This is a genomic window from Tropicimonas sp. TH_r6, assembly GCF_033101155.1.
Taxonomy (GTDB): Bacteria; Pseudomonadota; Alphaproteobacteria; order Rhodobacterales; family Rhodobacteraceae; genus Tropicimonas.
The window spans coordinates 411923-437412 of record NZ_JAWMPX010000002.1 but is presented as its reverse complement, the minus strand read 5'-3'; the positions used below and the strand labels follow the sequence as shown (position 1 = coordinate 437412).

At 63.9% G+C, this 25490-nt stretch carries 19 protein-coding genes and 1 tRNA gene; 16 read left to right on the top strand and 4 right to left on the bottom strand.

Features of this window, described 5'->3' with window-relative positions; translation table 11 throughout:
* Positions 1-35: 35 nt before the first annotated feature.
* The 3 genes from R3X27_RS04035 to R3X27_RS04025 are packed head-to-tail and all read left to right on the top strand — an operon-like array spanning position 36 to position 2472.
* Positions 36-815, top strand: a complete 780-nt coding sequence (locus R3X27_RS04035) for an SDR family oxidoreductase (RefSeq protein WP_317707547.1) — start codon at positions 36-38, stop codon at positions 813-815.
* 47 nt (positions 816-862) lie between these two features.
* The gene (locus R3X27_RS04030; RefSeq protein WP_317707538.1) at positions 863-1951 is read left to right on the top strand and encodes a hypothetical protein; all 1089 of its coding nucleotides are present in this window, start codon (positions 863-865) and stop codon (positions 1949-1951) included.
* Entirely contained in the window at positions 1948-2472 is a 525-nt protein-coding gene (locus R3X27_RS04025; RefSeq protein ID WP_317707537.1) for a GNAT family N-acetyltransferase, read from the top strand. The genes R3X27_RS04030 and R3X27_RS04025 overlap by 4 nt, the downstream gene beginning before the upstream one ends.
* A 49-nt stretch (positions 2473-2521) precedes the next feature.
* Here R3X27_RS04025 and R3X27_RS04020 read toward each other — a convergent pair whose 3' ends face one another.
* The gene (locus tag R3X27_RS04020; RefSeq protein WP_317707536.1) at positions 2522-4987 is read right to left on the bottom strand and encodes a penicillin acylase family protein; all 2466 of its coding nucleotides are present in this window, start codon (positions 4985-4987) and stop codon (positions 2522-2524) included.
* Between the two features lie 81 nt (positions 4988-5068).
* On the opposite strand from R3X27_RS04020, the gene R3X27_RS04015 reads away from it, so the two are divergent.
* The 3 genes from R3X27_RS04015 to R3X27_RS04005 all read left to right on the top strand — a co-directional run bounded on the left by R3X27_RS04015 (position 5069) and on the right by R3X27_RS04005 (position 8106).
* Complete coding sequence (locus R3X27_RS04015; RefSeq protein WP_317707535.1) at positions 5069-5935, top strand: NAD(P)-dependent oxidoreductase; 867 nt, start codon at positions 5069-5071, stop codon at positions 5933-5935.
* A gap of 267 nt (positions 5936-6202) precedes the next feature.
* Entirely contained in the window at positions 6203-6976 is a 774-nt protein-coding gene (locus R3X27_RS04010; protein WP_317707534.1) for a 3-hydroxybutyrate dehydrogenase, read from the top strand.
* 92 nt (positions 6977-7068) lie between these two features.
* Positions 7069-8106, top strand: a complete 1038-nt coding sequence (locus R3X27_RS04005) for a patatin-like phospholipase family protein (RefSeq protein WP_317707533.1) — start codon at positions 7069-7071, stop codon at positions 8104-8106.
* Positions 8107-8429: 323 nt separating this feature from the next.
* Here the strand turns inward: R3X27_RS04005 and R3X27_RS04000 are convergent, their stop codons facing one another.
* Both R3X27_RS04000 and R3X27_RS03995 read right to left on the bottom strand, forming a co-directional pair.
* Positions 8430-12131 carry an efflux RND transporter permease subunit gene (locus R3X27_RS04000; protein WP_317707532.1) on the bottom strand — a complete coding sequence of 1234 codons (3702 nt, stop codon included), beginning with the start codon at positions 12129-12131 and terminating at the stop codon, positions 8430-8432.
* A 22-nt stretch (positions 12132-12153) separates the two neighbouring features.
* Entirely contained in the window at positions 12154-13413 is a 1260-nt protein-coding gene (locus tag R3X27_RS03995; protein WP_317707531.1) for an efflux RND transporter periplasmic adaptor subunit, read from the bottom strand.
* A gap of 380 nt (positions 13414-13793) precedes the next feature.
* Between R3X27_RS03995 and R3X27_RS03990 the strand changes: the two genes are divergently transcribed.
* The 4 genes from R3X27_RS03990 to R3X27_RS03975 all read left to right on the top strand — a co-directional run bounded on the left by R3X27_RS03990 (position 13794) and on the right by R3X27_RS03975 (position 17158).
* Positions 13794-15083: a flavin-dependent oxidoreductase gene (locus tag R3X27_RS03990; protein WP_317707530.1), complete on the top strand. Its 1290-nt coding sequence runs from the start codon at positions 13794-13796 to the stop codon at positions 15081-15083.
* A gap of 1 nt (position 15084) precedes the next feature.
* Positions 15085-15663 carry a TRAP transporter small permease gene (locus tag R3X27_RS03985; RefSeq protein ID WP_317707529.1) on the top strand — a complete coding sequence of 193 codons (579 nt, stop codon included), beginning with the start codon at positions 15085-15087 and terminating at the stop codon, positions 15661-15663.
* Positions 15660-17012: a TRAP transporter large permease gene (locus tag R3X27_RS03980; protein ID WP_317707528.1), complete on the top strand. Its 1353-nt coding sequence runs from the start codon at positions 15660-15662 to the stop codon at positions 17010-17012. Before R3X27_RS03985 ends, R3X27_RS03980 begins: the two co-directional genes overlap by 4 nt.
* 62 nt (positions 17013-17074) lie before the next feature.
* A tRNA-Leu gene (locus tag R3X27_RS03975) sits at positions 17075-17158 on the top strand.
* A 497-nt stretch (positions 17159-17655) separates the two neighbouring features.
* Here R3X27_RS03975 and R3X27_RS03970 read toward each other — a convergent pair.
* On the bottom strand, positions 17656-18195 hold the full coding sequence (locus tag R3X27_RS03970) for a hypothetical protein (protein ID WP_317707527.1): 540 nt from the start codon (positions 18193-18195) through the stop codon (positions 17656-17658).
* A gap of 795 nt (positions 18196-18990) precedes the next feature.
* Between R3X27_RS03970 and R3X27_RS03965 the strand changes: the two genes are divergently transcribed.
* The 6 genes from R3X27_RS03965 (at position 18991) to R3X27_RS03940 (ending at position 25455) form a co-directional block, all read left to right on the top strand.
* Positions 18991-20061: a sugar ABC transporter substrate-binding protein gene (locus tag R3X27_RS03965; protein ID WP_317707526.1), complete on the top strand. Its 1071-nt coding sequence runs from the start codon at positions 18991-18993 to the stop codon at positions 20059-20061.
* Positions 20062-20068: 7 nt separating this feature from the next.
* Entirely contained in the window at positions 20069-20893 is an 825-nt protein-coding gene (locus R3X27_RS03960) for an ATP-binding cassette domain-containing protein (RefSeq protein ID WP_317707525.1), read from the top strand.
* Positions 20894-20915: 22 nt separating this feature from the next.
* Entirely contained in the window at positions 20916-22106 is a 1191-nt protein-coding gene (locus R3X27_RS03955) for an ABC transporter permease subunit (protein ID WP_317707524.1), read from the top strand.
* Positions 22107-22175: 69 nt separating this feature from the next.
* Positions 22176-22622, top strand: coding sequence for a gluconate 2-dehydrogenase subunit 3 family protein (locus R3X27_RS03950; protein ID WP_317707523.1), 447 nt, complete (start codon positions 22176-22178; stop codon positions 22620-22622).
* 16 nt (positions 22623-22638) lie between these two features.
* Complete coding sequence (locus R3X27_RS03945; protein ID WP_317707522.1) at positions 22639-24264, top strand: GMC family oxidoreductase; 1626 nt, start codon at positions 22639-22641, stop codon at positions 24262-24264.
* A gap of 30 nt (positions 24265-24294) precedes the next feature.
* Entirely contained in the window at positions 24295-25455 is a 1161-nt protein-coding gene (locus R3X27_RS03940; protein ID WP_317707521.1) for a mandelate racemase/muconate lactonizing enzyme family protein, read from the top strand.
* Positions 25456-25490 lie beyond the last annotated feature (35 nt).

The following is a 25490-nucleotide window of genomic DNA, read 5'->3' as shown; positions in this document are numbered from 1 at the left end:
GCCCGGGAGGGGCGCGACGGATGGAAGGACATCGCATGGATCTGGGAATTTCGGGCAAGCGGGCGCTGGTGACGGCGTCGTCCAAGGGCTTGGGGCGCGGCTGCGCCGAGGCGCTGGCGGCGGCGGGCTGTGACCTGGTGCTGAACGCGCGGGGAGCGGAAGCGCTGGAGGCCACGGCCGAGGCGATCCGGGCGGCATATGGCGTCTCGGTCGAGGCGGTTGCCGCGGATGTGACCGGGGAGGACGGCCGGGCGCAGGTGCTGGAGGTGGCCGGACAAGTCGATATTCTTGTCACCAATGCCGGCGGGCCGCCGCCGGGTATGTGGACCGACTGGGAGCGCGAGGATTTCATCGGCGCGCTGGACGCCAACATGCTGACGCCGATTGCGCTGATGAAAGCGCAGCTACCGGGCATGATGGAGCGCGGCTGGGGGCGTGTGGTCAATATCACCTCCGTCTCGGTCAAGGCGCCGGTGGCGGTTCTTGGCCTGTCCAATGCGGCGCGAGCAGGGCTGACAGGCTATGTTGCGGGGACCGCGCGACAGGTGGCGTCGAGCGGGGTGACGATCAACAACCTTCTGCCCGGGATCCATGCGACGGACCGGATGATCAGTCTTGATGCCGGGGCAGCCGCGCGGGAAGGGATCACGGTCGATGAGGCACGGGCCACGCGCCTTGCGACGATCCCGACGGGGAAATACGGCTCGGCCGCAGATTTCGGCGCCACCTGCGCGTTCCTCTGCAGCCAGCAGGCACAGTTCATCGTCGGGCAGAATGTCCTGCTCGATGGCGGCGCCACCAACCTGTCGATGTGAGCGGCAGCGGGTTCAGCCTTAAGGACCAGCTTTTCAATCGCGAAAAGATGGTCCGTCTGGCCGGCTGGTTGGAGACCGCGGAGCCGGGATTCGATGGGGGCGGCCTTGTCGAGCAGGCGGTCGCGCGGTTTCCTGAGCTCGAACTCAAACAGCGGATCGACTGGATCGCGGACTGCCTGATGGCGCGGCTTCCGGCGGAATTCCCCGCCGCCGCCGCAGTGATCGCGCGCGCCCTGCCGCCACCGCTGGACCCCGAGCGCAGTGATGACGATTTCGGCGATTTCATCATCGCGCCTTTCGGCGTGGTGGTGGAACGGCTGGGGCTGGAACAGCCCGAACCGGCGCTGGATCTGCTGGAGGCGTTGACACAGCGGTTCTCCATGGAGATGTCCATTCGCGCCTTCCTCGACCGCTGGCCGGAGGAGGTGCTGGCGCGGATGGCGCTCTGGGTCGAGCATCCGAACTATCACGTTCGCCGGCTGGTGAGCGAAGGGACACGGCCAAAGCTTCCCTGGGCGCGGGCGATCGCGCTGCCGCCCGAGTGGGCATTGCCGCTGCTGGACCGTCTCCATTCGGACCCGACGCGTTATGTGACGCGTTCGGTCTCCAATCATCTCAACGATATTGCCAAGCGCGACCCGGAGACGGTGCTGGCGCGGCTGGAGGCGTGGCGTTCGGAGGGGCGGCAAGACCGGGCGGAACTGACCTGGATGGCGCGCCATTCCCTGCGGACCCTGCTTAAGGCGGGGGATGCGCGAGCGCTGGCGCATCTGGGCTATCGCACGGAGGCGCCGGTTGCGCTTGAGGGGCTGGAGCTGGGCTCGCAACGGGTCGAGATCGGTGCTGTGCTTGAGTTCACGGTCACGCTGCGGGCGGACGCATCGGTGCCGGCTCTCGTCGATTACGTCGTCGAGTTCGAGAAGGCAGGCGGTCGTCGGGGCGAGAAGGTGTTCCGGCTGAAAGATACGGTTTTGCTGGCGGGAAAACCGGTGGCTCTGCGCAAGAAGCACCGGTTCAAGGGCGATGCGACGACCTTCACGCTGTATCCGGGGCGCCACGCGCTGCGGGTGCAGGTGAATGGGCGCTGCCTCGGTGAGGCCGGTTTCGACCTGGTCGCGCCGGGAGCGGGCGCATGATCCTGGAACGATTTGCCACCGAGCGGCTCTCGGTCCGGTCCTGGCGGCAGGATATCGAGGAGCCGGAGGCGCGGCTGGCGCTTGAGGCGGCGCTGGCGGGTCTGTTGACCGAGGCTGTGCTGGCGCATCTTCCGCCATCGATGCAGCTGGGCGGCCAACGGGATTGCATTGGCCGGTGGATCGACGCGCGGGCACGGGAGAGCGAGGTCCTGCGGGTCGATCTCACGGAGAATGGCGCACTGGTCGGCTTGCTGATCCTGGTCGAGGACGCGGGAGACAGCATCCGTCCCGGCCTCCATATCGGCTACCTGCTCGGGGAGGCGGTCTGGGGGCAGGGGCTGGCGTCAGAGCTTCTGTCCGGCCTCGTGGCGGCGCTGGACGGCTGTGGGCCGCGGCGGCTGTTCGGTGGGGTCGATACGGGAAACCCCGCCTCGGCCCGGGTGTTGGAGAAGGCGGGATTCGCGGTCGATACGGCGCTTTCGAGCGGCGATGCGGACATGTTTGCCCTCGATATCGGCTAAGGGCTGGCAGGGCGCTCCTTGGGGGGGAGCCCGTGCTTTTGCACCAAAATCACGGTTGATCTGGCTGCAAACGCGTGACCCCAACCGCGCCAGCCCGCGCCAGCTCCGGATCGAGCGTCATCGGGATGTACTCTCCGCGCCGCCACAGGTCCCCGAGATCGTCGTAATGCCGACTCAGCGGGTGGCCGGACTGGCCGGTCGCCGTGATGAAAACCGAGGCATCGGGATCAGCGAAATCATAGACGCCGCGATAGCCCGCCGCATGCACATTGGCGAAGGGGTCGCGTCCGGTCCCAAGGGTTTGGGCACGTTGCAGCGTGTTGTCGCCTCCCGAGGTCGATTGCCGGATATTGACGAACCACCGGAGTACGGGGGCTGCGCCCAGCACCTCGTGATCATGCCGCGCCTCATGCGCATCGCCCCAGCGGAGGCTCTCCAGCGCCGTGCCATAGCGCTCGCCGATCCAGAGCAGTGCCTCGTCCAGCGCGATGCGGGCGGTGTCCGAACAGGTTTCATGCATGGTCGATTGCCTGATGTCGCACCAGGCCGAGGCGCCGTCGATATCGCGGAAGACGCGCTCTATGAAGAGCGGTTCGGGATGCAGGAAGGCGTCCGAGAGCTGGCCGAGATCATCGACGATCAGCTTCTTCTGCAATTGCCGCAGCCAGGCGGCATAGATCAGCGGCTCCGGCAGGTGCTCGTTCATCTCGCCATTCCAGTTGGCGAGCAGTTCCAGCGCCTTCTGGCGTTGCCGCTCGGGCGTGCCTTCGGGGGCGGCCTCGCCCGTGTACCACAGGTCACGCGCAATCAGGGGCAGCAGGGCGCGGGCGGTGAAGGAGACGGTGTCGAGCTGGGCGGCGATGAAACTCTCGCGGGTATGAACCTCGCGCTCCGCCATCAGCTTCTGCCAGCGCTGGATGCGCTGCGTGTCGCCCCACAGGAAGCTGACATGCTCGGGAAAGGGGCGATCCGTGGTCTTGTTGTTGGTATTGCCGACAATGCCGCCCGCAGGGTCGCGCAGGCGCGGGTTGCGCTCATAGGGCAGGGTGCCTTGCCAGCGATTGCGCGCCTGCCAGCCAAGCGAAGGCAGGCGCCCCTGGCTGACATGGTCGGGGTCGCGCGCGGGCAGCGCGCCCATCAACTGGAGCGCAACGCCGTCCTTGTCGGCCAGGATCATGTTCACCGCCGGGGCGACATGGCGCGCGCCGGCCTCGATTGCCGAGGTCACATCCTGCGCCTCCATCAGGCCGAGCATGGCGTCGAAGGAACTGTCCTCGTCGGAGAGGGCGGTCCAGGCGAGCGCGGCGACATGGCCCGGCGGCGTGACGCCGTCGAGGCCGAGATGGCTGCCGGGCAGGACCGGGCCGTTCTCCGTCCAACGCAGGGTGATGGTGACCGGGTCGGCCTCCTTGACCCGGATAATGGAGCGCTCGGTGCGGAAGGGTTTCCAGCCGCGCGGGGTCCGATAGGTCTCGGTATTGGCGGGGTTCAGCTCCTCCATGTAGAGATCCTGATCATCGGCATAGGCCGCGGTCAGCCCCCAGCCGAGATGCGCGGAGCGCCCCGCCATCACCGCCGGAAGGCCGGGGATCGTGCCACCGATCACGCCGCCCGAGCGCAGCTCCATCCGCGCCAGGTACCAGATCGTTGGCGCCGACAGTCCGAGATGCGGGTCGTTGGCGACCAGGGCGGCCCCGGCGGCCGAGCGCGCGGGCGCGGCCGCCCAGGCATTGGAGGCACCCGAAAGGCGCGGCTGGCCGAGCGGGTGCAACGGGTCTGTTGGCCAATCGGGCGTGCGCGCGAATCCGGGCCGTTCTGGGAAAAGGGCGCCGTAATCCGGCGCGCCGACATCGGCGTCGCCGGGCACATCCGGCATCAGGTCGGCCAGCCGCTCGGGCGGGAGCGCGAGCGCGGCCGAGGCGCGCAGGATCTCGTTTTGCATATGCGGCGAGAGTACCAGCGCCATCAGCTTGGCAATGGCAAGGGAATCGGCGGGCTGCCAGGGGGCGATTTCCGGCTCGAAGAGGAAGAATTCCGGCGCGCCGCGTCCGAGAGCCTCATCGTTGACCTTGCGAATCCAGGCATTCACGCCCGCCGCATAGGCCCGCAACATCTCCTGGCTGTGTGGCTCCAGATGCTGAACAGAGGCTGTAGCGTTGCGGTAGAGATCCAGCCGGCGCAGGAACTCGTCGGCCTGGACCGTGCGGGCGCCGAAGAGCTCGGAGAGGCGACCCTGCGTCTTGCGGCGCAGGAGTGTCATCTGCCAGAGCCGGTCCTGCGCATGGGCAAATCCGAGCCCGTAGAACACATCGGCGTCGTTCTCGCCGAAGATATGCGGGACATTGGCATTGTCGCGCACGATCTCGACCGGCGCACCGATCCCCTCGACGGACCAGGTCGCGTCATAGTCCGGCAGCGAGCGGCTGGCGAAGAAATAGGCCAGCATCGCCGCGCCTGCCGCAAGCACAAGCACGCTTGTCAGCAACCGCAATGTCCAGCGGAAAACCCGTTCCATCCTGCCCCTTTCAATTGACCCCGGCGCGAGGCCGGTTAGGTCTGGGGCGAACCTAGTGCAAGGCTGACGAAGGGGGAAGACATGGCGAAGGTTGCATTTCTCGGTCTGGGGGTCATGGGCTACCCGATGGCGGCGCATCTCAGGCGCGCCGGTCACGCGGTGACGGTCTATAACCGGACCACGGCGAAAGCGGAGGCCTGGGTGGCCGAGCATGGCGGCACATTGGGGAAGACCCCTGCGGAGGCGGCGGCGGGGGCGGAATATGTCATGTCCTGTGTCGGCAATGACGACGATCTGCGGCAGGTCTGTAAGGGCGCGGATGGGGCGTTCGCCGCGATGGCGTCGGGCACGGTCTTTGCCGACCACACCACGGCGTCCGCGACAGTGGCACGCGAACTCTACGGCGCGGCGGCGGATCTCGGGATTGGGTTCGTCGATGCGCCGGTGTCGGGCGGGCAGGCGGGGGCGGAGTCCGGCCAGCTCGCGGTGATGTGCGGCGGCGACGCGGAGGTCTTTGACCGCGTTGCGCCGGTGCTCGACGCCTATGCGAAGAGCTGTCTGCGGCTTGGTGATGTCGGCGCGGGTCAGATGGCGAAGATGTGCAACCAGATTGCCGTTGCCGGGGTGGTGCAGGGGCTCTCGGAAGCTCTGAGCTTTGCCGAGAAGGCCGGGCTCGACGGGCGGGCGCTGGTCGCGGCGATTTCAGCTGGCGCGGCGGGGTCGTGGCAGATGGACAACCGTTCGGAGACGATGCTGGACGATCATTTCGACTATGGATTCGCTGTCGACCTGATGCGCAAGGATCTCGGGATCTGTCTTGAGACGGCATCGGAGATCGGGGCGAGCCTGCCGGTGACGACCTTGATCGACGGGTTTTACAAGGATGTGCAGGAGATGGGCGGCGGACGCTGGGATACGTCCTCGCTGATCAAGCGGCTGCGGGGGTAAGGAGAACCGTGCGGCGGGGGCGTCGGCCTGTCGTCACTGGTCGGGGCGCCGCTGCTGATCGACATGGTTGCGGATCGGCGCTCACGGCACGGAAACAAGGCCGAAGGCCGCCGCGCCAGCGCCGGACCGCCCCCAACGCGACAGGCCGAGACAGACCTGAAACGGGGGCAAATAGCTGGCTTCGGATCACTTTTCTCCCCCGCTTTTTCTTCATTTCGCGCGCGCAGCATGTATGCTGCACCCAAGCAATGAACAGGGAGAGGGAATATGTCACTCAAGGGGAAAACTGCCGTCATCACGGGGTCGAATTCCGGGATCGGGCTGGGCGTGGCCCGGGAACTGGCACGGGCCGGGGCGGATGTCGTTCTGAACTCATTCACGGACACTGAGGAAGATCATGCACTGGCCGCCGAGATAGAAGCCGAAACCGGTGTTTCCGCGCGCTATATCAAGGCGGACATGTCGAAGGGCGAGGAATGCCGGGCGCTGATCGATGCGGCAGGATCCTGCGATATCCTGATCAACAATGCCGGCATTCAGTTCGTGGCGCCCATCGACGAATTTCCGGTCGAGAAATGGGATGCGATCATCGCGATCAACATGAACTCGGCCTTCCATACCACTGCCGCCGCCTTGCCGAAGATGCGCGCCGCTGGTTGGGGGCGGGTGATCAATATCGCCTCCGCCCATGGGTTGACCGCCTCGCCCTACAAGGCGGCTTACGTTGCGGCCAAGCATGGCGTGGTTGGGATGACCAAATCCGTGGCGCTGGAGACGGCGCAGGAGCCGATCACGGTCAACGCGATCTGCCCGGGCTATGTGTTGACGCCGTTGGTCGAAGCTCAGATCCCGAACACGATGAAGGAATACGGGATGGAGCGCGAGGAGGTGATCCGCGAGGTCATGCTCTCGCGCCAACCGTCGAAGGAATTCGCCACCGTCGAACAGCTCGGCGGAACCTGCGTTTTCCTCAGCTCGCCCGCGGCAGACCAGATCACCGGAACGACGATCAGCGTCGATGGCGGCTGGACGGCGCTCTGAGCTGTTCGGTGGCGGGGGGCTCCGCCCCCCGGTCGCGCCCCTGCGGGGCTCTCCTCCCCCCGGGGGCATGATTGGTATGAAAGGGTCTGAAGATGAAGCGGATCAACCTGGCTTTGCAGGGCGGGGGCGCCCATGGCGCCTTTACCTGGGGTGTGATCGACCGGCTGCTGGAGGAAGAGGATATCGAGATCGCCGGTATTTCCGGCACCTCGGCCGGGGCGCTGAACGGCGCGGCGCTGAAGGCCGGGCTCGTGGCCGATGGCAAGGGGAAGGACCGGGCGGCGGCGAAGGCCAATCTCGACTGGCTCTGGCACCAGATCGCGGGCGTTCAAGACCTGCGGCTGACCCATTGGTTCGCGCCCTTTGCCCCTCCGAGCGAGGTCTATTCCGCCGTTCTGGAGAACTCGCCGCTTTTTGCCATGGCCGACATGGCGAGCCGTGTGGTCAGTCCCTATGCCTATGGACCTTTCTATTCCAACCCTTTGGAACGGATCGTCGAACGGTTCGCCTATGATCGGGTCTGTGCCGAGACCGGGCCTGCGCTCTTTGTCTCGGCGACCAATGTACGCTCGGGCAAGATCCGGGTCTTCGAAGGGACGGAAATCTCGACGCAGTCGATCCTTGCCTCTGGCTGCTTGCCGTCGATTTTCCAGGCCGTCGAGATCCACGACGAGAGGACCGGGCAGGTCGAAGCGTTCTGGGATGGCGGTTATACTGGCAACCCTGCGCTTTTCCCGCTCTTCCGGACGGACCTGCCAGCGGATGTGCTGGTGGTGAATATCAACCCGCTCTTCCGGCCGGATGTGCCGACATCGGGGGGAGATATCCAGAACCGGATCAACGAGATCAGCTTCAACTCCTCCTTGCTGCGGGAGCTGCGGGCGATCCATTTCGTGCACCGATTGGTTGCCGAGAACCGGGTCGAGGGGATGCGGGACGTGCTGGTTCACATGATCGCCGATGACGACTTCATGCGCGATCTTTCCGTGGCGACGAAGATCGTGCCTTCCCCGGTGATCCTGACGCGGCTGAAAGCGGCGGGGCGGGCGGCGGCTGACGGTTTTCTTGCCGCGCATAAGCCGGACCTGAACGAGCGCGGGAGCGTCGATCTGCAGGAGATGTTCGGCTAGATTGCAAGAATGGCGTCCGGCCTTCGGGGCACGGTTTGAGCCGAGGGGGACCTGATGCCTGAGTGCCGTCCGGCATGGCAGCAAGGCGAATCCGGCGCTCCGGCGTTTGCCCGTCCGGGCGGGCTGTCGCTTTGCCATCCGCGCGCATTGCTCCGATCTTCGTCCGATCTGGTCGAGAGAAAATGCGGACCAAAACCTGTGCACCGCCATCCCACGGGCAGGCGTTGGCACGGCTACCGTCGCGAACAGCGAATGGCCGCACTGTCCGCATCCTGACCCGCCGAGCCGAAGCCGAGGCGTGCGCCCGGCGTCGCTCTCGACATTTACTCCGCCGCGCGGAGCGGCTTGTCACCGCTCGGCTCGCCGGGGCTCGGAAGCTCCGGCGGTTTCTTATCGGCGAGTTCCGCCGGATCGGTGTTGACGACTTCGCCGTCCAGCGCTTCGGGGGCATCGACCCAGATCAGCTCGGGACTGCGGGCGCGGCGGGCGGCGCGGGTGAGGGCCACGTCACGCGCCGCACGGCTGCCACGGCCGAAACTTACGGCGCGCAGGCCCCTCAGGCTGCGATAGGCGCCTTCCCAGAACCAGACCCGCAGCGCCAGCATGGCCGGCGTTACCACCAGCGTCAGCACCGTCGCCGTGCCCAGCCCGAAGACCACCGCCGTGGCGAGTTGCTTCCACCAGAGCGCGGTGGGGCTGTCCAGCGTGTAGCCACCATTGAAGAAGTCGAGGCTGATCCCGAGCATCATCGGCGTCAGGCCGGCGATGGTGGTCGAGGTGGTCAGCAGGACCGGCCGCAGGCGCTGTTCAGCGGTGCGGATGATCGCCTCGATCCTCGGCATGTAGCCGGAGAACTCCATATAGGTGTCGATCAACACGATATTGTTGTTCACCACGATGCCCGCCAGCGCGACAATGCCGGTGCCGGTCATGATGATGGAGAAGGTCTGGTCCATGACCAGCATCCCGATCAGAACGCCCGAGGTCGAGAGCACGACGGCCAGCAGCACCAGCACGGAATTGTAGATCGAGTTGAACTGCGTCAGCAGGATGATGAACATCAGCCCGAGAGCGGCGCCGAAGGCCTTCCCGAGGAATTCCTGGCTCTCCTGCTGCTCTTCTTCATCTCCGGTCCATTGCCAGCCGACATCGGTGCCGAAGGGCTGCTCGGTCTCGATCCATTCGGTCAGGGTGGCAATCCGCTCCGAGGCGGTCAGCGGCGCCTTGGTGAGGCCCTCCTCGTCGATGCGCATTGCCTGACCCGCCGCGGCGGCCTCGGCGGTGATCACGTCCACCGTCTCGCCTTCCGTGTTGATCAGCTTGACCAGCCCGGGCGTCAGATCCGCCTTCACGTCGTAATATCGCTGCTGGTCCACCCGGTCGATCCGGGCCAGTTTGGGAACCGGCTGACGGGTGATGAAATTCGACAGCGGGACCAGTCCGTCGACAGTGCGGACCTTGAGGCTGTCCAGCGTCGAGAGCAGGCGATCCTTCTCGGGCAGGCGCACGCGGATGTCGATCTCTTCGTCGGAGCTGTCCACGCGCATCGTGTCGAGCAGGATGCCCCGGGTGACGAGCTGGACCATCGCGCCAACGGTTGCCACATCGGCGCCGTAGCGGCCGGCCTTCTCGACATCCACGTCGATCTGCCAGTCGATGCCGGGCAGGGGCAGCGTGTCCTCGATATCGAACAGCCCCGCCGTGTCCTCGAACTTCGACCGGGCGGCGAGGGCGGCGGTTTGCAGCTCCTCCCAATCGTCGCCGGTCAGGCGCAGATGCACCGGCTTGCCGGCGCCGGGCCCCATGGCGAGATCGAGAACCTCGACATAGATGCCCGGAATCTTCTCCATCTTGGCGCGCAACCGGTCGAGCACGAGGTTGCCGTCCAGGTCCGGAAGGTGATTGCGATCCTCCCAGCGGATCATCTCGATCTGGATCTGGCCGATCGTGTCGCGCGGGCTCTGGGCGCCGCCGGTATTGGCATTCAGGCCGCCCTCGCCAGCGAAGGCAAAGACTGAATCCACGCCGGGCTCGGCAAGCGCGATCTGCTCGACCTGCTCGACCAGCGAGTCCTTTTCCGTGATGGAGAGGTTGCCGCGCGCGCGGACATAGACGATCGCCTGTTCCGGCTCGCTTTCGACGAAGAACTCCGTGCCGTTATTGTTCTCGCCGAAATAGGCGAAGACCGAGACGATGAAGAAGGCGACGGTGCCGATGGTGACCAGCGGCATGATCGGGTTGCCGACCAGGAACTTGATGAAATGTCCGAAGGCCGTGCGTTGGTAGCCGCCCTTGATCCGTTTGCGGCGCCATTTCGGCCGGGCGGCGTCGGCGGTGATCGAGGTCGCGAAAGCGCCGAAGAAGAGCAGGAGCATGCCGAAGATACGGCCAGCGCCGGTCGGGACATCCGCGGGCAGGATATAGCTCGGGTTCAGCACCTGCATCGCGCCGAGAAAGAGGAGATACATCGACGGCGGCACGAGCGCGACCTTGAGCAGCCAGGGCCAGCGGCGCAGGCCGTCCGCGACATTGTGGAAACTCCGGGCGAGACGGCCGGTGATGCCACCGATCACCGGCAGGAAGACCAGCGCGACAACCAGCGAGGCCGAGAGCACGAAGATCAGCGTGATCGGCAGCATCTTCATGAACTCGCCCGAAACCCCCGGCCAGAAAAGCATCGGCAGGAAGGCGCAGAGCGTTGTCGCGGTCGAACTGACGATGGGCCAGAACATCCGCTTGGCGGCCTCGACATAGGCATGCATCGGCCCGGTCCCGGACTGGATGCGTTTATCCGCGTATTCGACCACGACGATGGCGCCGTCCACCAACATGCCGACCGCGAGAATGAGGCCGAACATCACCATGTTGGAGATGGTGACTTCCATCGCGGCGAGGAAGCCGAAGCAGAGCAGGAATGAGGTCGGGATGGCGAAGCCGACCAGCAGCGCCGGGCGGGAGCCGAGCGCGGCCAGAACCACGATCATGACGAGGCCGATGGCTGTCAGCACCGAGCCTTCAAGCTGGCGCACCATCGAGCCGACCTGCACGGATTGGTCGTTGGAGGTGCCGACGACAATCGCGTCTTTCAGTTCCGCAGGCCATTTCTCGCGCTCGGCGGCAACGGTTTCGCGCACGAGAGCCGCGGTGTCGATCACCGGATACCCCTTGCGCTTGACCACCTGCAGCGCGACTGTCTTGTCGCCGTTGAACCGTGCTGTGCCTTCCCGATCCTCGAAGGTCAGGGAAATGGTCGTGAGATCGCCTAACGTGACCACGGAGTCGCCGTTCACCTTGACCGGGATGCCGTAGATATCGCCCGTACTGTCGAACGAGGACGGGATCTTGATCGCGAAGGCGCCGCCCTCGGTCTCGATATCGCCGGCGGCGATGAGCTGGTTGTTGTTGACGACCGCGCCGATCAACTCGCCAGCGGTGACGTTGTAGGCTTCGAGCTTGAGCGGGTCGATGATGACCTCGACCATCTCGTCGCGATGGCCCGTGAGGGCCGCTTCCAGCACCGGCTCGAGCCCTTCGAGCCTGTCCTGCAAGTCTTTGGCAATACGCAGCAATGTGCGCTCGGGCAGGGGGCCGGTCAGGTTGACGATGATGATCGGGAACTCGGAGAAGTTGAACTCCTCGACGGAGTAGTTCTCCGCGCCTTCGGGGAAATTCGCCTCTGCCTTGGTCATCGCGTCGCGAACATCAGCAAGCGTCGCTGACTTGTTCCAGCCGAAATCGAACTCCAGCACCAGGTTGGCATAGCCCTCGACAGCGGTGCCGGACATGCGGTCCAGACCGTCGAGATCGGCCATCTCGGTTTCCATCGGCTTGACGAGCAGCTTCTCGGCATCGGCGGCGGAGATGCCGGGGAAGGGGACGGAGATGAAGACGGCCGGAATCTCGATATCCGGCTCACCCTCCTTGGGCAGGTTGAAATAGGTCTGGGCGCCGGCGAAGAGCGCCAGCAGGATGATACCCACGGCCATGCGCGTGTGATGCGAGGCCCAATCGACGATGCCTGTCATGGCATTCCCTCCCCGCGGCGTTTCACTGGCTCACCTCGTCGGCACGATAGGTCAGCTCCAGCGGCACGCCATCGGTCACATATTCTTGCCCGACCACGATCACTTCGACCTCGTCCGGCAACCCGGCGACATAGATCCCCTCGGGCGTGTCGCGCAAGAAGAGGACCGGCAGGAAGGCGGCTTCGGGGCCGGTCTCGCCCTCGGCGGCGTGGCGGATGCCAAGCGTTCCGTGATCGTCCAGCGTCAGGGCGGAGGCAGGCAGCAGATGTGCCGGCTCGCCTGACGCGGCAATGGCGATATCGGCCGTCTGCCCGTCGCGGATCAGCAGCCCCGGATTGGGCACCTCGATCTCGACCCGGAACGTCCGCGTCAGCGGGTCTGCGGACCGGGACAGGAAGGTCACGGCGCCGGTAAGCTCGGTGCCGGAGACCAGCCGCGCGCGGGCCTGAGCACCCGGCTCGACCTTCTCGACCTGTGTCTCGGGCACGAAGCCCACGAGCTTCATCGGATCGAGCTGGATCACCGTGGCGCAGGGCGCGCCGGCGGAGAGAAGGGTGCCAAGTTCGGCCGTGTCGGTTTCCAGCAGCCCGGCGAAGGGGGCCTCGATGGTGGTCCGCTCCATTTCTTTCTCGGTCAGCGCCACGGCGGCGGCGGCGGCCTCGACGATGGAGGTCGCGGCTTCGAGGCCGGAGCGGGCCGATTCCACATTGGCCTTCGCAGACGAGACGCTGGCCCGGGTCGAGGCGACGCGGCTTTCGGAGGCATAGCCGCCTTCGATCAGCTTGGTGGCCGCGCGGTTGTTGATCTCCGCTTCCGTCAGCAGCGCCTCGGCCTCCGTGACCCGCGCTTCGGAGACAGGCAATCCGGCGCGCGCCGAGGCCAGCCTTGCGCGGGTTTCCGACAATTGGGCCGCGAGCGTGCCGATATCGATCTCGCAGAGCAATTGCCCGGCCTCGACCATCGCGCCCTTGCGCAACGGCTCGGAGGTGACTGCGCCGGTGGTCTCGGCCATGACGGTGACCTGCCGAACGGCCTCGGTCCGGCCGCGCAGCACCACGGCGCTGTCGATGACCTGTGCGCGGGAGGTCGTCACCACGACCGACACGCGACGGACCTCGTCCTTTGGCGTGTCCGCGTCGGTTTCAGGCGTCTCGGCGCCATCAATCACGGTCTCGGCGGCGGGTTCGATCCCGGCGAACCGGAACACCGCCTCGCGTTCCATGATCAACATATACACGATGCCGGCAACAATCGCCGCGATCACGAACGAGAACCACTTCATGAAATTCGCCTTTCCACTCCGAATGCGAGCCCTTGCACCTGCTGTGGACTTCCGGAGTGAAATGGAACCAAAGCGGTACGAAAACAAGAGGTATCTCGGACAATTGCACGAAATACGGGGGGGACGGCGATGTTTCATACCTGTGGAGCCCACGGCGCCCACCACACCGTCTCGAAGAACGATACAGCATTTTCATGCCGCAAAACGGTATTTTTGCGCGTTTCAAGGGCGTCATTGCAGGCCCGCCAATCGCAACCTTGCACCCGATGCAATCCGGCTCCCAACCCATTCCCCGGTTGCATTTTGCGGCGCTAACAGCGCATAGGAGTGGCAAACCGGGCGGGCGCCGCGGCTCGCCATCCCCAATGGAGGCATCTTCGATGACTGTCCTGATCGCTGGCGCCGGTGTCGCCGGTCTTACCCTTGGTCTCTCCCTTCACCAAGTGGGCGTTCCCTTCCGTATCATCGAGGCGATCGCCGAACTGCGCCCTCTGGGCTTCGGCATCAACCTGCAGCCGCACGCGGTGCGCGAGCTCTATGATCTCGGCCTGAAGGAGAAGCTGGAGACGCTCGGCATCCAGACCGAGCGGACCAGTTATTTCAACAACCAGGGGCAGGAGGTCTGGTCGGAGCCGCGCGGGCTGGAAGCCGGCTACAAGTTTCCGCAGATCTCGATTCACCGCGGCGCGCTGCAGATGATGCTGCACGAAACCCTGCTGGAACGCTGCGGCCCCAAGGCGATCCTCGCCGGCGCCAAGGTGAGCGAATGGTTCGAGACGCCGCGCGGATTGGAGGTCGTGCTGACCGACCGGCAATATGGCTACGAGCTGGACCGCCTGCGCGGCTCTCTTCTCGTTGCCTCTGATGGCGCCCGCTCCTCGATCCGCGAGAAGGTCTTCCCTGATGTCGGCTCGGCCAAGCCGCGCACCTCGATGATGTGGCGTGGCGTGGCCCGCGCGCCGAAATTCCTCGGTGGCCGCACGATGACGATCTCGGGCACGAAGGGGATGAAGTTCGTCGCCTATCCGATTGGGCAACGTGGAAAAACCCAGAGTTTCGTGCACTGGATCGCAGAAATGCCGAAATCGCCGGAGCGCGATTACGAGACCCAGGACTGGTCGCGCAAGGGCTCGATCGACGACGTTCTGCCGAGCTTCGAGGACTGGCGTTTCGACTGGCTCGACATTCCCGCGCTGATCGGCGGCACCACTGATGTCTGGGAATGGCCGATGGTCGATCGCGACCCGATGCCAGCCTGGAATGACGGCCGCATCGCGCTCCTGGGCGACTCCGCGCATCCCATGTATCCGATCGGCTCAAACGGCGCCTCGCAGGGCATCCTCGATGCGCGCGTCATGGCCCGGTCGATGCGCGATCACGGCGAGACGTCGCTGGCGCTACAGGATTACGACGACGAGCGCCGAGAGTCGGTCAACGCGATCATCATGGCCAATCGCGGCCAGGGGCCGGATGCCGTGCTCGATGCGATTGCCGAGCTTGCGCCCGACGGGTTCGACGATATCGACGCGGTGATGCCGGAAGAGAAGCGCCGCGTCTTTGCTGCCGCGTACAAAGAGGCGACGGGCTTGACGGTCGAGGCAATCAATGCCCAATCCTCCATCATCGGCGCAAGCGATGCGCGGCCTTATCAGGGCAAACTCGGGGACTGACGTGACAGAGAAGACGGCCGGCCGCGTCGGCGTCCTTGTCGAGGCCGGGGCCCGGGCGCTGGCTTGGCTCGGCGGCGCAATCCTCCTGGCCCTCGCGGCGATGACGGTCCTGTCCATCCTCGGGCGGGCACTAGACGGGTTTGGCCTCTCGGCCCTGCGCGGCGATTACGAGATGGTCGCCAATGGCTGCGCGCTCGCAGTGTTCTTCTTCCTGCCCTGGTGCCAGCTCAAGCGCGGCCATGTCACGGTCGACATCCTGACCGACCGCTTCCCGCCGCGCGTTCAGGCGCTGTTCGGACTAATGGGGGACTTGCTGATCACACTCGCCTCCATCGTCATCCTGCGCCAGCTCTGGTTCGGATTTGGTGAGAAGTTTCCGTATGGTTCCGATGGGTTGCGCGCCGTTCTTGGCATGGGATACAAACCCTTCTATCCCGAAACCACCTATGAGCTGCAGATCCCGGTTTGGACTCTCTACGCCACGGCGCTGGTGGGCGCGGCGATGATGGTCCTTGTGGGACTCTATACGGTCGGGCGGGCGGTTCGCTGGGTGCGCGACGGACAGGAGGGCACGCCATGACCGGCCTGCCGCTGGCACTCACGGCCTTCGGGCTCATGCTGTCTGGAGTCTTCCTGCGGGTGCCCATCGCGCTGGCGATGGGGCTGACAGGCTTCTTCGGCACCTGGTACGTGATCGGCACGCCGGCCGGCCCGATGGCGCAGATGAAGACGCTCACCTATGAGACCTTTTCCAATCAGGGGCTCGCCATCATCCCGCTTTTCCTGCTGATGGGGCAGGTGGCGACGCGGACCGGCATGTCGGCTGCGCTTTTCCGCGCCGCTTCCGACTGGCTGGGCCACAAGCGCGGCGGAATCGCGATGGCAGCCGTCGGCGCCTGCGCGGGGTTCGGCGCGATATGCGGCTCCTCGCTCGCCACGGCCTCGACGATGGGGCAGGTGGCCTTGCCTGAAATGCGTAAACGCGGCTACTCGGACGCGCTCTCCACGGGTGTGCTGGCTGCCGGCGGCACGCTTGGCATCCTGATCCCGCCCTCGATCATCCTCGTGCTCTACGCCATCCTCGCGGAGCAGAATATCGTCAAGATGTTCACGGCCGCGCTTCTGCCGGGCCTGCTGGCCGCCATTGGCTACATGATCACCGTCGCGATCTACGTTCGCCTGCGTCCCGAGGCCGGTCCGGTCGGTCCGCGCAAGCCTTGGTCAGAGCGCTGGTCGACACTGATCGCCACATGGCCCGTCTTCGCCATTTTCGGCCTGACCATTGGCGGCATCATCGGCGACTGGAACTGGAGCAAACCAGGCGATCAGGCGCTCTTCACCCCGAACGAGGCTGCGGCCTTCGGCGCCGTCGCCACGACCCTCTACGGTTTTTTCGGCGGAAAATTAAATCTTTCCGGTCTATTGGAGAGCTTTCTTGAGACGGCCAAGGCGACGGCGATGATCTTTTTCATCTTGCTCGGCGCGGAGGTCTTCAAGGGGTTCCTCGCGTTGACCCGCGCCCCGGATCAACTCGCCGGCTGGGTGCTGGAACAGGGGCTGGCACCGATGCTGGTGCTGACAGCGATGCTGCTGTGTTATCTCGTCTTTGGCTGCGTGATGGAGAGCCTCAGCATGATCCTGTTGACGGTGCCGATTTTCCTGCCGGTGATCGAGGCGCTGGATTTCGGCATGAGCGCGGAGCAGACCGCGATCTGGTTTGGCATCCTGGCGTTGATCGTGGTTGAGGTCGGGCTGATCACGCCGCCAGTGGGGATGAATCTTTTCATCCTCAACGGAGTTGCGCCGGATATCCGTATCGGTCGCACTTATGCTGGCGTTGCGCCGTTCATTCTCTCCGATCTGCTGCGGGTCGCTCTGCTTGTCAACTTCCCGGCTATAACGCTCTGGCTTGTTTCAATGATCGGTTAACCACTTTCTGGTCAAAGGCGACTTGTGGAGCCGCCGCACAGACGGTAAATCAGTTTCCGGTGGCCCGAGTGGCGGAATGGTAGACGCAGGGGATTCAAAATCCCCCGCCGCAAGGCGTGCCGGTTCGAGTCCGGCCTCGGGTACCAACTTGTTATTGCAAAGAAAACCGGCCCTGTTCTGCGGGGCCGGTTTCTTCTTGCCCTCCGGCCTTCCCACAGCCGACTCCCACGTCACTCTTTGAAACGCCGCATCTGCGCTGTGCGAGACATCGCCTTCTGGTTCGCTTCCTTTCGATACTTTGCGACCGTTCCGAGGCTTTGGCCCGTTACAGCCTGAATTTCTGCATCCGAGCAACCGGCTTCGGCGAGTTCAACGCACGCGCGCTTCCGAAGGCCGTGGAGACTATAGCGTCTTGCGTCATCGTCGTGCTTTTCTGCGATTTCTGCCAAGGTGTCCCGCCACGACGAAATGAGTTCTCTACGGCGTCATAGGAACACGGCGCTTTCTCAGACTTTGCAAGTACATGCCTGGGGCCTTCTTCAAGGCTCTCGACCAACGTTCTCAGACGGGCAGGGCAATAGATGTCAAAGGTTTTATCGCCCTTTTCATCTATGACCGATACCCATTCTCCCTTGAAAGCACTTCAAAGCATCTTGATCGATGCAGTGGGCCTCTGTCCGGTCCCACGGATCAATTCCCCTGCGATACGCACATCGTCGGGTGCCTTGGCAAGCGCGTCGAGCATCCAGTCTGGCCACGCCAGGAATCCTCGCGGCGAGCCGTATTTGTCTACACCCTGAGCCGGATTGTCTCCAAGCGGCCAGTCGTGCTTATCTTTTGCATAGTTCCAAAGAATGGAAACTGCTTGCAACATCCAGTCCGCTGCTCGTGGCGCTGCTGACATGGCGTTGAGTTTTTTTCCGGATGGCTGACTTGGTCGTCGAAGACATCGGCTTGTCGGCGTTTTTTTGAGGATCTTTTCAAACTCCCGATTGTACGACTTCTTGGTTCCGTCTCGAATTGCTTCGAGATCGGCGACACGCCAACGTGTGGCTTCTCCGATCTGACACGGCGGCGGCAGGGCTCCGCGCTCCACCAGTTGTCGAAATTCGGCCGGCGGCATGTCGAGCATGGCGGCAGCCGTTTTTTCCTTGACGGCGATGGGTTGTGCGCGAGTAGGCATCCAGAAGCTCCGGTCTTAGGAGTTCAGGAAGTCGGTTCATCCTGATTGAGCCGGAAAAGAACCGAACTCGAATACTCTCGGGCAACCGAAGTATTGCGTTTAAGATATTGTTATATTGAAACGTTTTTACATCTCTCCAATAGGTGATTTGAGGACTCGAACCATGGCTTTCGTCTCATCATCGCGTGCGTGGCGGCGGTGCATCCGCAGGGATTGTTCACCGCGATTCAAAAGAGAAGATTGGCCGTGTCGGGTTGAAGCGAAGAAAAAAGTTGGGGGTGCCTGCATACCGTGTTGGTCGGCTATGCGGAAAATCCGGCCTTGCATATGAAGGGCGGCGCTTCCCGTTTCAGCGCTTGGCAGACCCGCCCCGCGCCAAATGCAACCCACCTCGCTTGGCATGCGCAGAGATCACCTGACCCATTGTCTGTCCCAATTCGTCGACAATGGTCATCGGTGCCGCCCGCACCATCGGTTCCAGGAATTGCTCGTCGATCTGGCGCTGGACACGTCAACCAACCCTTCCCATACCCATGCGAGGAATCCTGCGGGAAAACACTTCGAAAGAAATGACTCGACGGATTAAACATCATATGTTTTGATTAGTCATATGAGCGGTGTCTTGTGACGAATGGAGGTTCGGCACTTTGGCGCTGTCCATGGGAGGATATCGGAAGATTTTTTGATGGTCGGTCAGCCGGCGTGTCGGACGTTTTCGTCCGGCCGGAAAGGCTGCGCCCCAACCATCGCCACAAAGGTCTCCGGCCTTGACCGCATCAATCTGGAGGAGCCACGATGCATTCGATCAAGACACTGAAAACCCTGGCGGCAAGCGCCGCGACCCTTGCCCTGTCGACCGGTTTCGCTTCGACGGCGATGGCCGAGGATCTGGTGGCCATGCTGCTGCCCGAGAACGTGAATGCACGCTGGGAAAGCCAGGATGCGTATTTCTTCGTGGAAGCCATGAAGGCACTGGCCCCCGACGCAAAAGTCGAGGTTTTCAACGCCAATAACGATACCGCCACCCAGCAGCGTCAGGCCGAGCAGGCCCTGACCAAGGGCGCGAAAGTTCTCGTCGTGATCCCGATTGACGGCGAAGCCGCCGCGATTATTGCGGACAACGCCGAAGAAGCCGGCGTCCCCGCCATTGCGTATGACCGTATGATGCAATCGGCCAATACCGATTTCTGGGTTCAGGCCGACATGTTTGCCACCGGCGCCAGCCAGGCACAACACGTCGTCGACAACACCGCCAAGGGCGACACGCTCGTGCTGCTCAAGGGCTCGCCGACCGACCCGAATGCCGGTGTGATCGCCGCTGGCCAGATGTCCGTGCTGCAACCGCTCTTCGACTCCGGCGAGCGCGTTCTTGGCTACGAGAACTGGACCCAGGGCTGGGACCCGGCAATTGCACGCCGCTCGATGGACCAGGCGCTGACCAAGCTCAACAACAATGTGCAGGGCGTCGTGTCCTCCAATGACGGCAATGCCGGTGCCGCCATCGCGTCGCTGGAAGAGCAGGGCATGAACGGTAAGGTTCCGGTCACAGGTCTCGACTGCACGGTGCAGGCGCTCCAGCTCATCCTCCTCGGCCAACAGAGCCAGTCGGTCTGGCGCCCGTTCGGTGAAATGGCCCACGTTACCGCCCAGGTGACGGCCGCGCTGTTGAAAGGCGAAGATCCCTCGTCGCTGACCCAGGGCACCGTCGAGAACTCCGCCGGCGCACAGATCCCGTTCGTTCCGGTTGCCCACTACGTGGCCGTCGGTGAAGAAGGCGTCGCCTACGTGATCGAAAACGACCTTTCCGTCTCCAAGGAAGCCGTTTGTCAGGGTGAAGCCGCAGAAACGCCGTTCTGCAAGAACTGAGGCTTCGATGTCGGATCGAGCAGAAACCACGGTGGGGCGCGCAGCCCCACCGACCGCGCCGCACCTCGTTTGCCGGGGTGTGAAGAAGCGGTTCGGCGGGGTCGAGGCCCTGCGTGGCGTGGATTTCGAAGTGCGCCGAGGTGAGGTCATGGCGCTGGTGGGAGACAATGGTGCCGGGAAGTCGACCCTGATGAAGGTCATCGCCGGGGCCTATTCCGGCGATGAGGGTGAATTCTTTCTCGACGACCAACCGGTCACGATCGACACACCCTATGACGCCGCCGATCACGGCATTCAGATCGTCTATCAGGATCTGGCGCTGTGCGAGAATCTCGACGTGGCCGCCAACATGTATCTTGGGTCCGAGCCGGTGCACGAGGGGTGGGGGTTCCTTCCCCGCATCCTGCGTCCGCTTGATGATCTGCTCATGGAGAAAAAGGCGCTCGCGGCGATCGACCGGCTCAAGGTCCGCACGTTGCAATCGGTACGCGGCAAGGTCGGCGGTCTCTCTGGCGGTCAACGTCAGGCGATTGCCATTGCCCGTGCCGTCGGAGCGGATTCGACCGTTGTGCTTCTGGACGAGCCCACCGCCGCGCTTGGAGTGGCGCAGACCGAGCAAGTGCTGCAGGCGGTCAAGAACCTGCGCGATGCCGGCCATGCGATTGTCTATATCTCCCACAACATGGCGGATGTTTTCGAAATCTCCGACCGGATCACCGTGCTGCGCCACGGCGGGAACGTGGCCGTCTACGAGACGGCTCAAACCAACACTGACGAGATCGTCGTGGCGATGACTCGCGGGATCGACAAGGGTGCTCCAAATGCAGCCTGACCAGGCAATCAAGACAGAGGCGATGCAGATCAAGAAAGCATCGACCATTAGCTGGGGCCAGCGTTTCGTCATGATGCGCGAAAGCCGCTTTGGCGCGTTCGGACCGGTGCTGCTGGCACTGGTCTGTATCTGGGCCTATTTCGGCATCACCGAGCCGGTCTTCCTCAGCCCGCGCAATTTCTACAACCTGTTCATGCAATCGGCCGTGGTGGGCACGATCGCCGTCGGCATCACCGTTGTGCTCCTGCTTGGCGATATCGACCTGTCGGCAGCCGCAACATCCGGTGTTTGTGCCGCTCTGATGGCGGTTCTGGTGACCAATGTCGGTATGTGGGGGCCGTTGGCCTGCCTGATCGCCATTGTGCTGGGCATCGTCATGGGCACAACGCAGGGCATGCTGATCGCCTATATCGGCATTCCGTCTTTCGTTGTGACGCTTGCGGGCAATCTCGGCTTCCAGGGGCTTATGCTCAAGATCCTCGGCATCCACGGTGCGATCAACATGCGCGACCCGTTCGTGCGTGGCATCACCACCGTGGCGCTCCCGCCTGCGCTTGGATGGGCACTTGCCGTGGCCTTCGTGGCGGTATTTGCCTGGTTCGCGTTGCGCCGACAGGCGCGCCGCCGCGCCATCGGGCTGGAACTCGACACGCCGGCAGCACTCTATGGCTCGATCGCCTTCTTCGCCGTCCTTGCCCTGGCGGCTGTCTGGACGCTCAACTCCTATCGCGGTGTGCCGCTGCTGGTCGTTCTGCTGATCGGCATGACGGCCCTGCTGGGATGGGTCACAACCTCGACGCCCTTCGGAAGAATGCTGTTCGCAGTAGGTGGCAACCAGGAATCGGCGCGCCGCGTCGGAATCTCGGTGCAACGCACACGCGTCGCGGCCTTCGGGATTGTCGGTATGATGGCGGCCATTGGCGGCATCGTGGGCGCCTCCCGCTATGCCTCCGTCTCGTTCAACGCCTTTGCCGGCGGGCCGCTGCTGCTGGAAGCCATCGGCGCAGCGGTTATCGGTGGCACGTCGCTCTTTGGCGGACGCGGCTCGGTGTGGAACGCGCTCCTTGGCGCGTTGGTGATCGGATCGCTGGGCAACGGGCTGGACCTGTCGGGCGCATCCGCCGCCGACAAGCTCATGTTCTCCGGCGCAATCCTGCTTCTGGCCGTGGCCATCGACGCGCTGTCTCGCGGCGGAGGGAATGGCGGCAGGTAGCCTGCTCCAGCCCTGACTATTTCGGTTGCCGGCGGTGCCGGCAACCGCTCGGACCAAGGAGGTTTCATCATGGCAGACCATGCTGCCTCACTGTGGAGTGCCGATGAGCGTGCGCTGATCGACGCCCTGCTGAACCAGCTTATTCCATCCAGTGATGACGGTTCGGTTCCTGCCGCTGGATCCATCGGTGTCGCAGCGTTCGTCGCCCATGCTCTCGACGAGGATCCAACCCTGCAATCGCCTTTCGCCAGGGGGCTGGCCCAAGCAACCGAGATTGGTGCCGGGTCCGCCGATGCCGTGGTCCGGATCGAAACCGAACAGCCCGAATTCTTCAAGCTGCTGCAAAGGCTTGCCTATATGGGCTATTACAGCCGCCCCGACATCCGCGCGCTGCTGGGTTTGTCGGCCAAGCCGGTGCATCCCGATGGCTATGACGTTCCAATCGAGCCCGAAGACCTGATGGCAGATCTTACCGCGCCTGTCCGCTCACGCGGCCAATGCTATCGCGACGCCTGAGGCGGGAGGAAACACGATGAAAAACCAACCCGTTGACGTGCTGATAATCGGTGCAGGCGCCTCTGGAGCGGCCATCGCCTGGTCGCTGGTGGAAACACGAATGCATATCCTGTGTCTTGAGCAGGGCGACTGGATCTTCGACAAGGATTTTCCGTCGCGTCGGGACGACTATGAACTCGCCCGATACGGCAAATTCTCCTGCGATCCCAACGTGCGTGGTTTGCGCGAAGACTATCCGATCAATGCCGATGACAGCCCGATCATGCCGGTGAACTACAACGCTGTCGGCGGCTCGACGATCAACTATCTTGGCCACTGGCCGCGGATGAAGCCGTCGGATTTCCGAACGCGGAGCCTCGACGGTGTCGCCGAGGACTGGCCGGTGGATTACGCCACGCTGGAGCCGTTCTTCGAGGAGAACGACCGGATCATGGGCGTCTCAGGACTGGCGGGGAACCCGGCTTATCCGGCCTACACCCCGCCCAACCCGCCAATCCCGATCGGCAAGCTCGGCCAGACATTGGCGAAAGGGTTCAACGAGCTCGGCTGGCACTGGTGGCCCTCCGATGTGGCGATCCTGTCTCGCGACAATGACGGGCGCAGCAAATGCGTCAACGCCGGCACCTGTGATCTTGGCTGCGCCGCCGGCGCGAAGGCGAGTACGGATATCACCTACTGGCCGATGCTTGAGCGGGCCGGGGTGGAGCTTCGGACTGGCGCCCGCGTGCGCGAGATCATCGTTGGCGATGACGGCTTCGCCAAGGGGGTGCGCTATCATGACCGCGACGGCAATGTGCACGAACAACTCGCCGAAATGGTTGTGGTCGCTTGCAACGGTGTTGGAACGCCACGGCTGCTGCTCAACTCGGTCTCCAAGCTCTTTCCGGACGGGCTGGCCAATTCGAGCGGCATGGTCGGCAAGAACCTGATGTTCCACCCGTTGTCCGGCGTCACCGGGCGCTTTGACGAACCGATGGATGGCTTCAAGGGGCCGGTTGCCTGCTCGATCCTGAGCCAGGAATTCTACGAGACCGATCCGAACCGCGATTTCGTTCGCGGATATGGTCTGCATGCCGGGCGGTCGCACCCGCCCGCAACCTATGCGCTTGGTGGCTACGGCGTTGACGACCCGATCCCCTGGGGGGCGGAGCATCGCAAGCGGATGGACGATGTCTTCCCCTACATCGCGGGGCTGACCATCGTCACCGAGGATCTGCCCGAGGAACATAACTGTGTCACACTCGACCCGGATCTGACCGATAGCGACGGCATCCCGGCACCGAAGATCACCTACAAGATCGGTGAAAACACGCTCAAGATGTTCGCCCATGGTGAAGCGCGCGCGGCCGAGGCGTTGCTGGCCGCTGGCGCAAGGGAGATCGTTGCCGATGGCGGTGGGCGCGACGGCAAGGTCTGGCGCCGGGCAGGCTGGCACCAGATGGGAACCGCGCGGATGGGCAACGATCCGGCGACCTCGGTGGTAAATGGCTGGGGACGCTGTCATGACGTGAAGAACCTCTTCATCGTCGACGCGTCGATCTTTGTCACAGCCGGCGCAGTGAACCCGACCTCCACAATTCAGGCTCTCACTCTCTATATCGGCGACAGCATCAAGAAGAACATCGCGACCCTGTTCGACTGAACGGACCGCCCGACCTCAAAAGGAAACCAAATGAAGATTGTCTCGGTCCGCAGCCACGTTCTGCAATGCGATATGCCCGAGGTGCTTGGGTATTCGCAGCAGTATTACAGCAAGCGCTCCGCCCATCTGGTGGAGATTGTGACCGATGAGGGGTTGATCGGCTGGGGCGAGTGTTTTGGCCCTGGCAATATCGCGCTGGCCAACAAGGGCATCGTCGAAGGCGTCATCGCGCCGATGATCCTCGGCATGGACCCGCTGGATCGCGACGTGATCTGGCACAAGGTCTACAACCTGATGCGCGACCACGGCCAGAAGGGCATGCCGATGCAGTCGCTTTCGGGTGTCGACATCGCGCTGTGGGATCTCGCGGGCAAGATCGCCGGATTGCCGGTTCACAAGCTGATCGGCGGGGCGCATCGGACAAGCGTGACGGCCTATGGCTATGGCATGATGCTGCGCCCCGAGAGCACGGCCGATATGGCGGCGCGGTTCGTCGACGAGGCGGCGGCGATCAAGGACATGGGCTTTGCCGCGACCAAGATGAAGATCGGGCAGGGACCCCAGGACGACGTGATCCTGGCGGAGGCGGTTCGCCGCGGTGTGGGCGACGACTTCCCGTTCATGGCGGATGCAAACCACGCTTACATGACGGCCGATGCGTTCTATGTCGGGCGCGCGCTGGAGGAGCTTGGCGCCTATTGGTTCGAGGAGCCGGTGGCGCCGGAAGACCTTGATGGCTATCGCGAATTGCGGGCTGGGCTGAAGGTGAACATCTCGGGCGGCGAAGCGGAATTCAACCGCTGGGGCTGGCGGCAGATCCTCGAGAACCGTGGGCTGGATATCGCCCAGCCGGAGGTCTGCGCGCTTGGCGGGATCACCGAGTACCTGCGGGTGCTGGCGCTGGCGCATGCGCATTTCACACCGGTGGCAAACCACGTCTGGGGCTCGGCGATTTCGGTGGCGACGAACCTGCAGCTTCTGGCGGCGATGCCGCCGATGCCGGGCGGGCTGTTCCCCTGGGAGCCGATGCTGGAATTCGACACGACCGAGAACCGTTTCCGTGACGAGCTTCTGAAGGAGCCGCTGGACATCCAGGGCCAGGTCGCCCGCACGGGCCGGGTCGCGATCCCGCAAGGCCCCGGTATCGGTGTCGAACCGGATCCGGATGTGATCGCGAAATACGAAGTCTGACGGCAAGCGCCCGAAGAGACCTGGATGCGGCCTGT

Bases quoted from the DNA above. Each gene is read 5' to 3' on its own strand.
- R3X27_RS04035 (WP_317707547.1), top strand. From the start codon at position 36: ATGGATCTGGGAATTTCGGGCAAGCGGGCGCTGGTGACGGCGTCGTCC.
- R3X27_RS04030 (WP_317707538.1), top strand. From the start codon at position 863: ATGGTCCGTCTGGCCGGCTGGTTGGAGACCGCGGAGCCGGGATTCGAT.
- R3X27_RS04025 (WP_317707537.1), top strand. From the start codon at position 1,948: ATGATCCTGGAACGATTTGCCACCGAGCGGCTCTCGGTCCGGTCCTGG.
- R3X27_RS04020 (WP_317707536.1), bottom strand. From the start codon at position 4,987: ATGGAACGGGTTTTCCGCTGGACATTGCGGTTGCTGACAAGCGTGCTT.
- R3X27_RS04015 (WP_317707535.1), top strand. From the start codon at position 5,069: ATGGCGAAGGTTGCATTTCTCGGTCTGGGGGTCATGGGCTACCCGATG.
- R3X27_RS04010 (WP_317707534.1), top strand. From the start codon at position 6,203: ATGTCACTCAAGGGGAAAACTGCCGTCATCACGGGGTCGAATTCCGGG.
- R3X27_RS04005 (WP_317707533.1), top strand. From the start codon at position 7,069: ATGAAGCGGATCAACCTGGCTTTGCAGGGCGGGGGCGCCCATGGCGCC.
- R3X27_RS04000 (WP_317707532.1), bottom strand. From the start codon at position 12,131: ATGACAGGCATCGTCGATTGGGCCTCGCATCACACGCGCATGGCCGTG.
- R3X27_RS03995 (WP_317707531.1), bottom strand. From the start codon at position 13,413: ATGAAGTGGTTCTCGTTCGTGATCGCGGCGATTGTTGCCGGCATCGTG.
- R3X27_RS03990 (WP_317707530.1), top strand. From the start codon at position 13,794: ATGACTGTCCTGATCGCTGGCGCCGGTGTCGCCGGTCTTACCCTTGGT.
- R3X27_RS03980 (WP_317707528.1), top strand. From the start codon at position 15,660: ATGACCGGCCTGCCGCTGGCACTCACGGCCTTCGGGCTCATGCTGTCT.
- R3X27_RS03970 (WP_317707527.1), bottom strand. From the start codon at position 18,195: ATGCCTACTCGCGCACAACCCATCGCCGTCAAGGAAAAAACGGCTGCC.
- R3X27_RS03965 (WP_317707526.1), top strand. From the start codon at position 18,991: ATGCATTCGATCAAGACACTGAAAACCCTGGCGGCAAGCGCCGCGACC.
- R3X27_RS03960 (WP_317707525.1), top strand. From the start codon at position 20,069: ATGTCGGATCGAGCAGAAACCACGGTGGGGCGCGCAGCCCCACCGACC.
- R3X27_RS03955 (WP_317707524.1), top strand. From the start codon at position 20,916: ATGCAGATCAAGAAAGCATCGACCATTAGCTGGGGCCAGCGTTTCGTC.
- R3X27_RS03950 (WP_317707523.1), top strand. From the start codon at position 22,176: ATGGCAGACCATGCTGCCTCACTGTGGAGTGCCGATGAGCGTGCGCTG.
- R3X27_RS03945 (WP_317707522.1), top strand. From the start codon at position 22,639: ATGAAAAACCAACCCGTTGACGTGCTGATAATCGGTGCAGGCGCCTCT.
- R3X27_RS03940 (WP_317707521.1), top strand. From the start codon at position 24,295: ATGAAGATTGTCTCGGTCCGCAGCCACGTTCTGCAATGCGATATGCCC.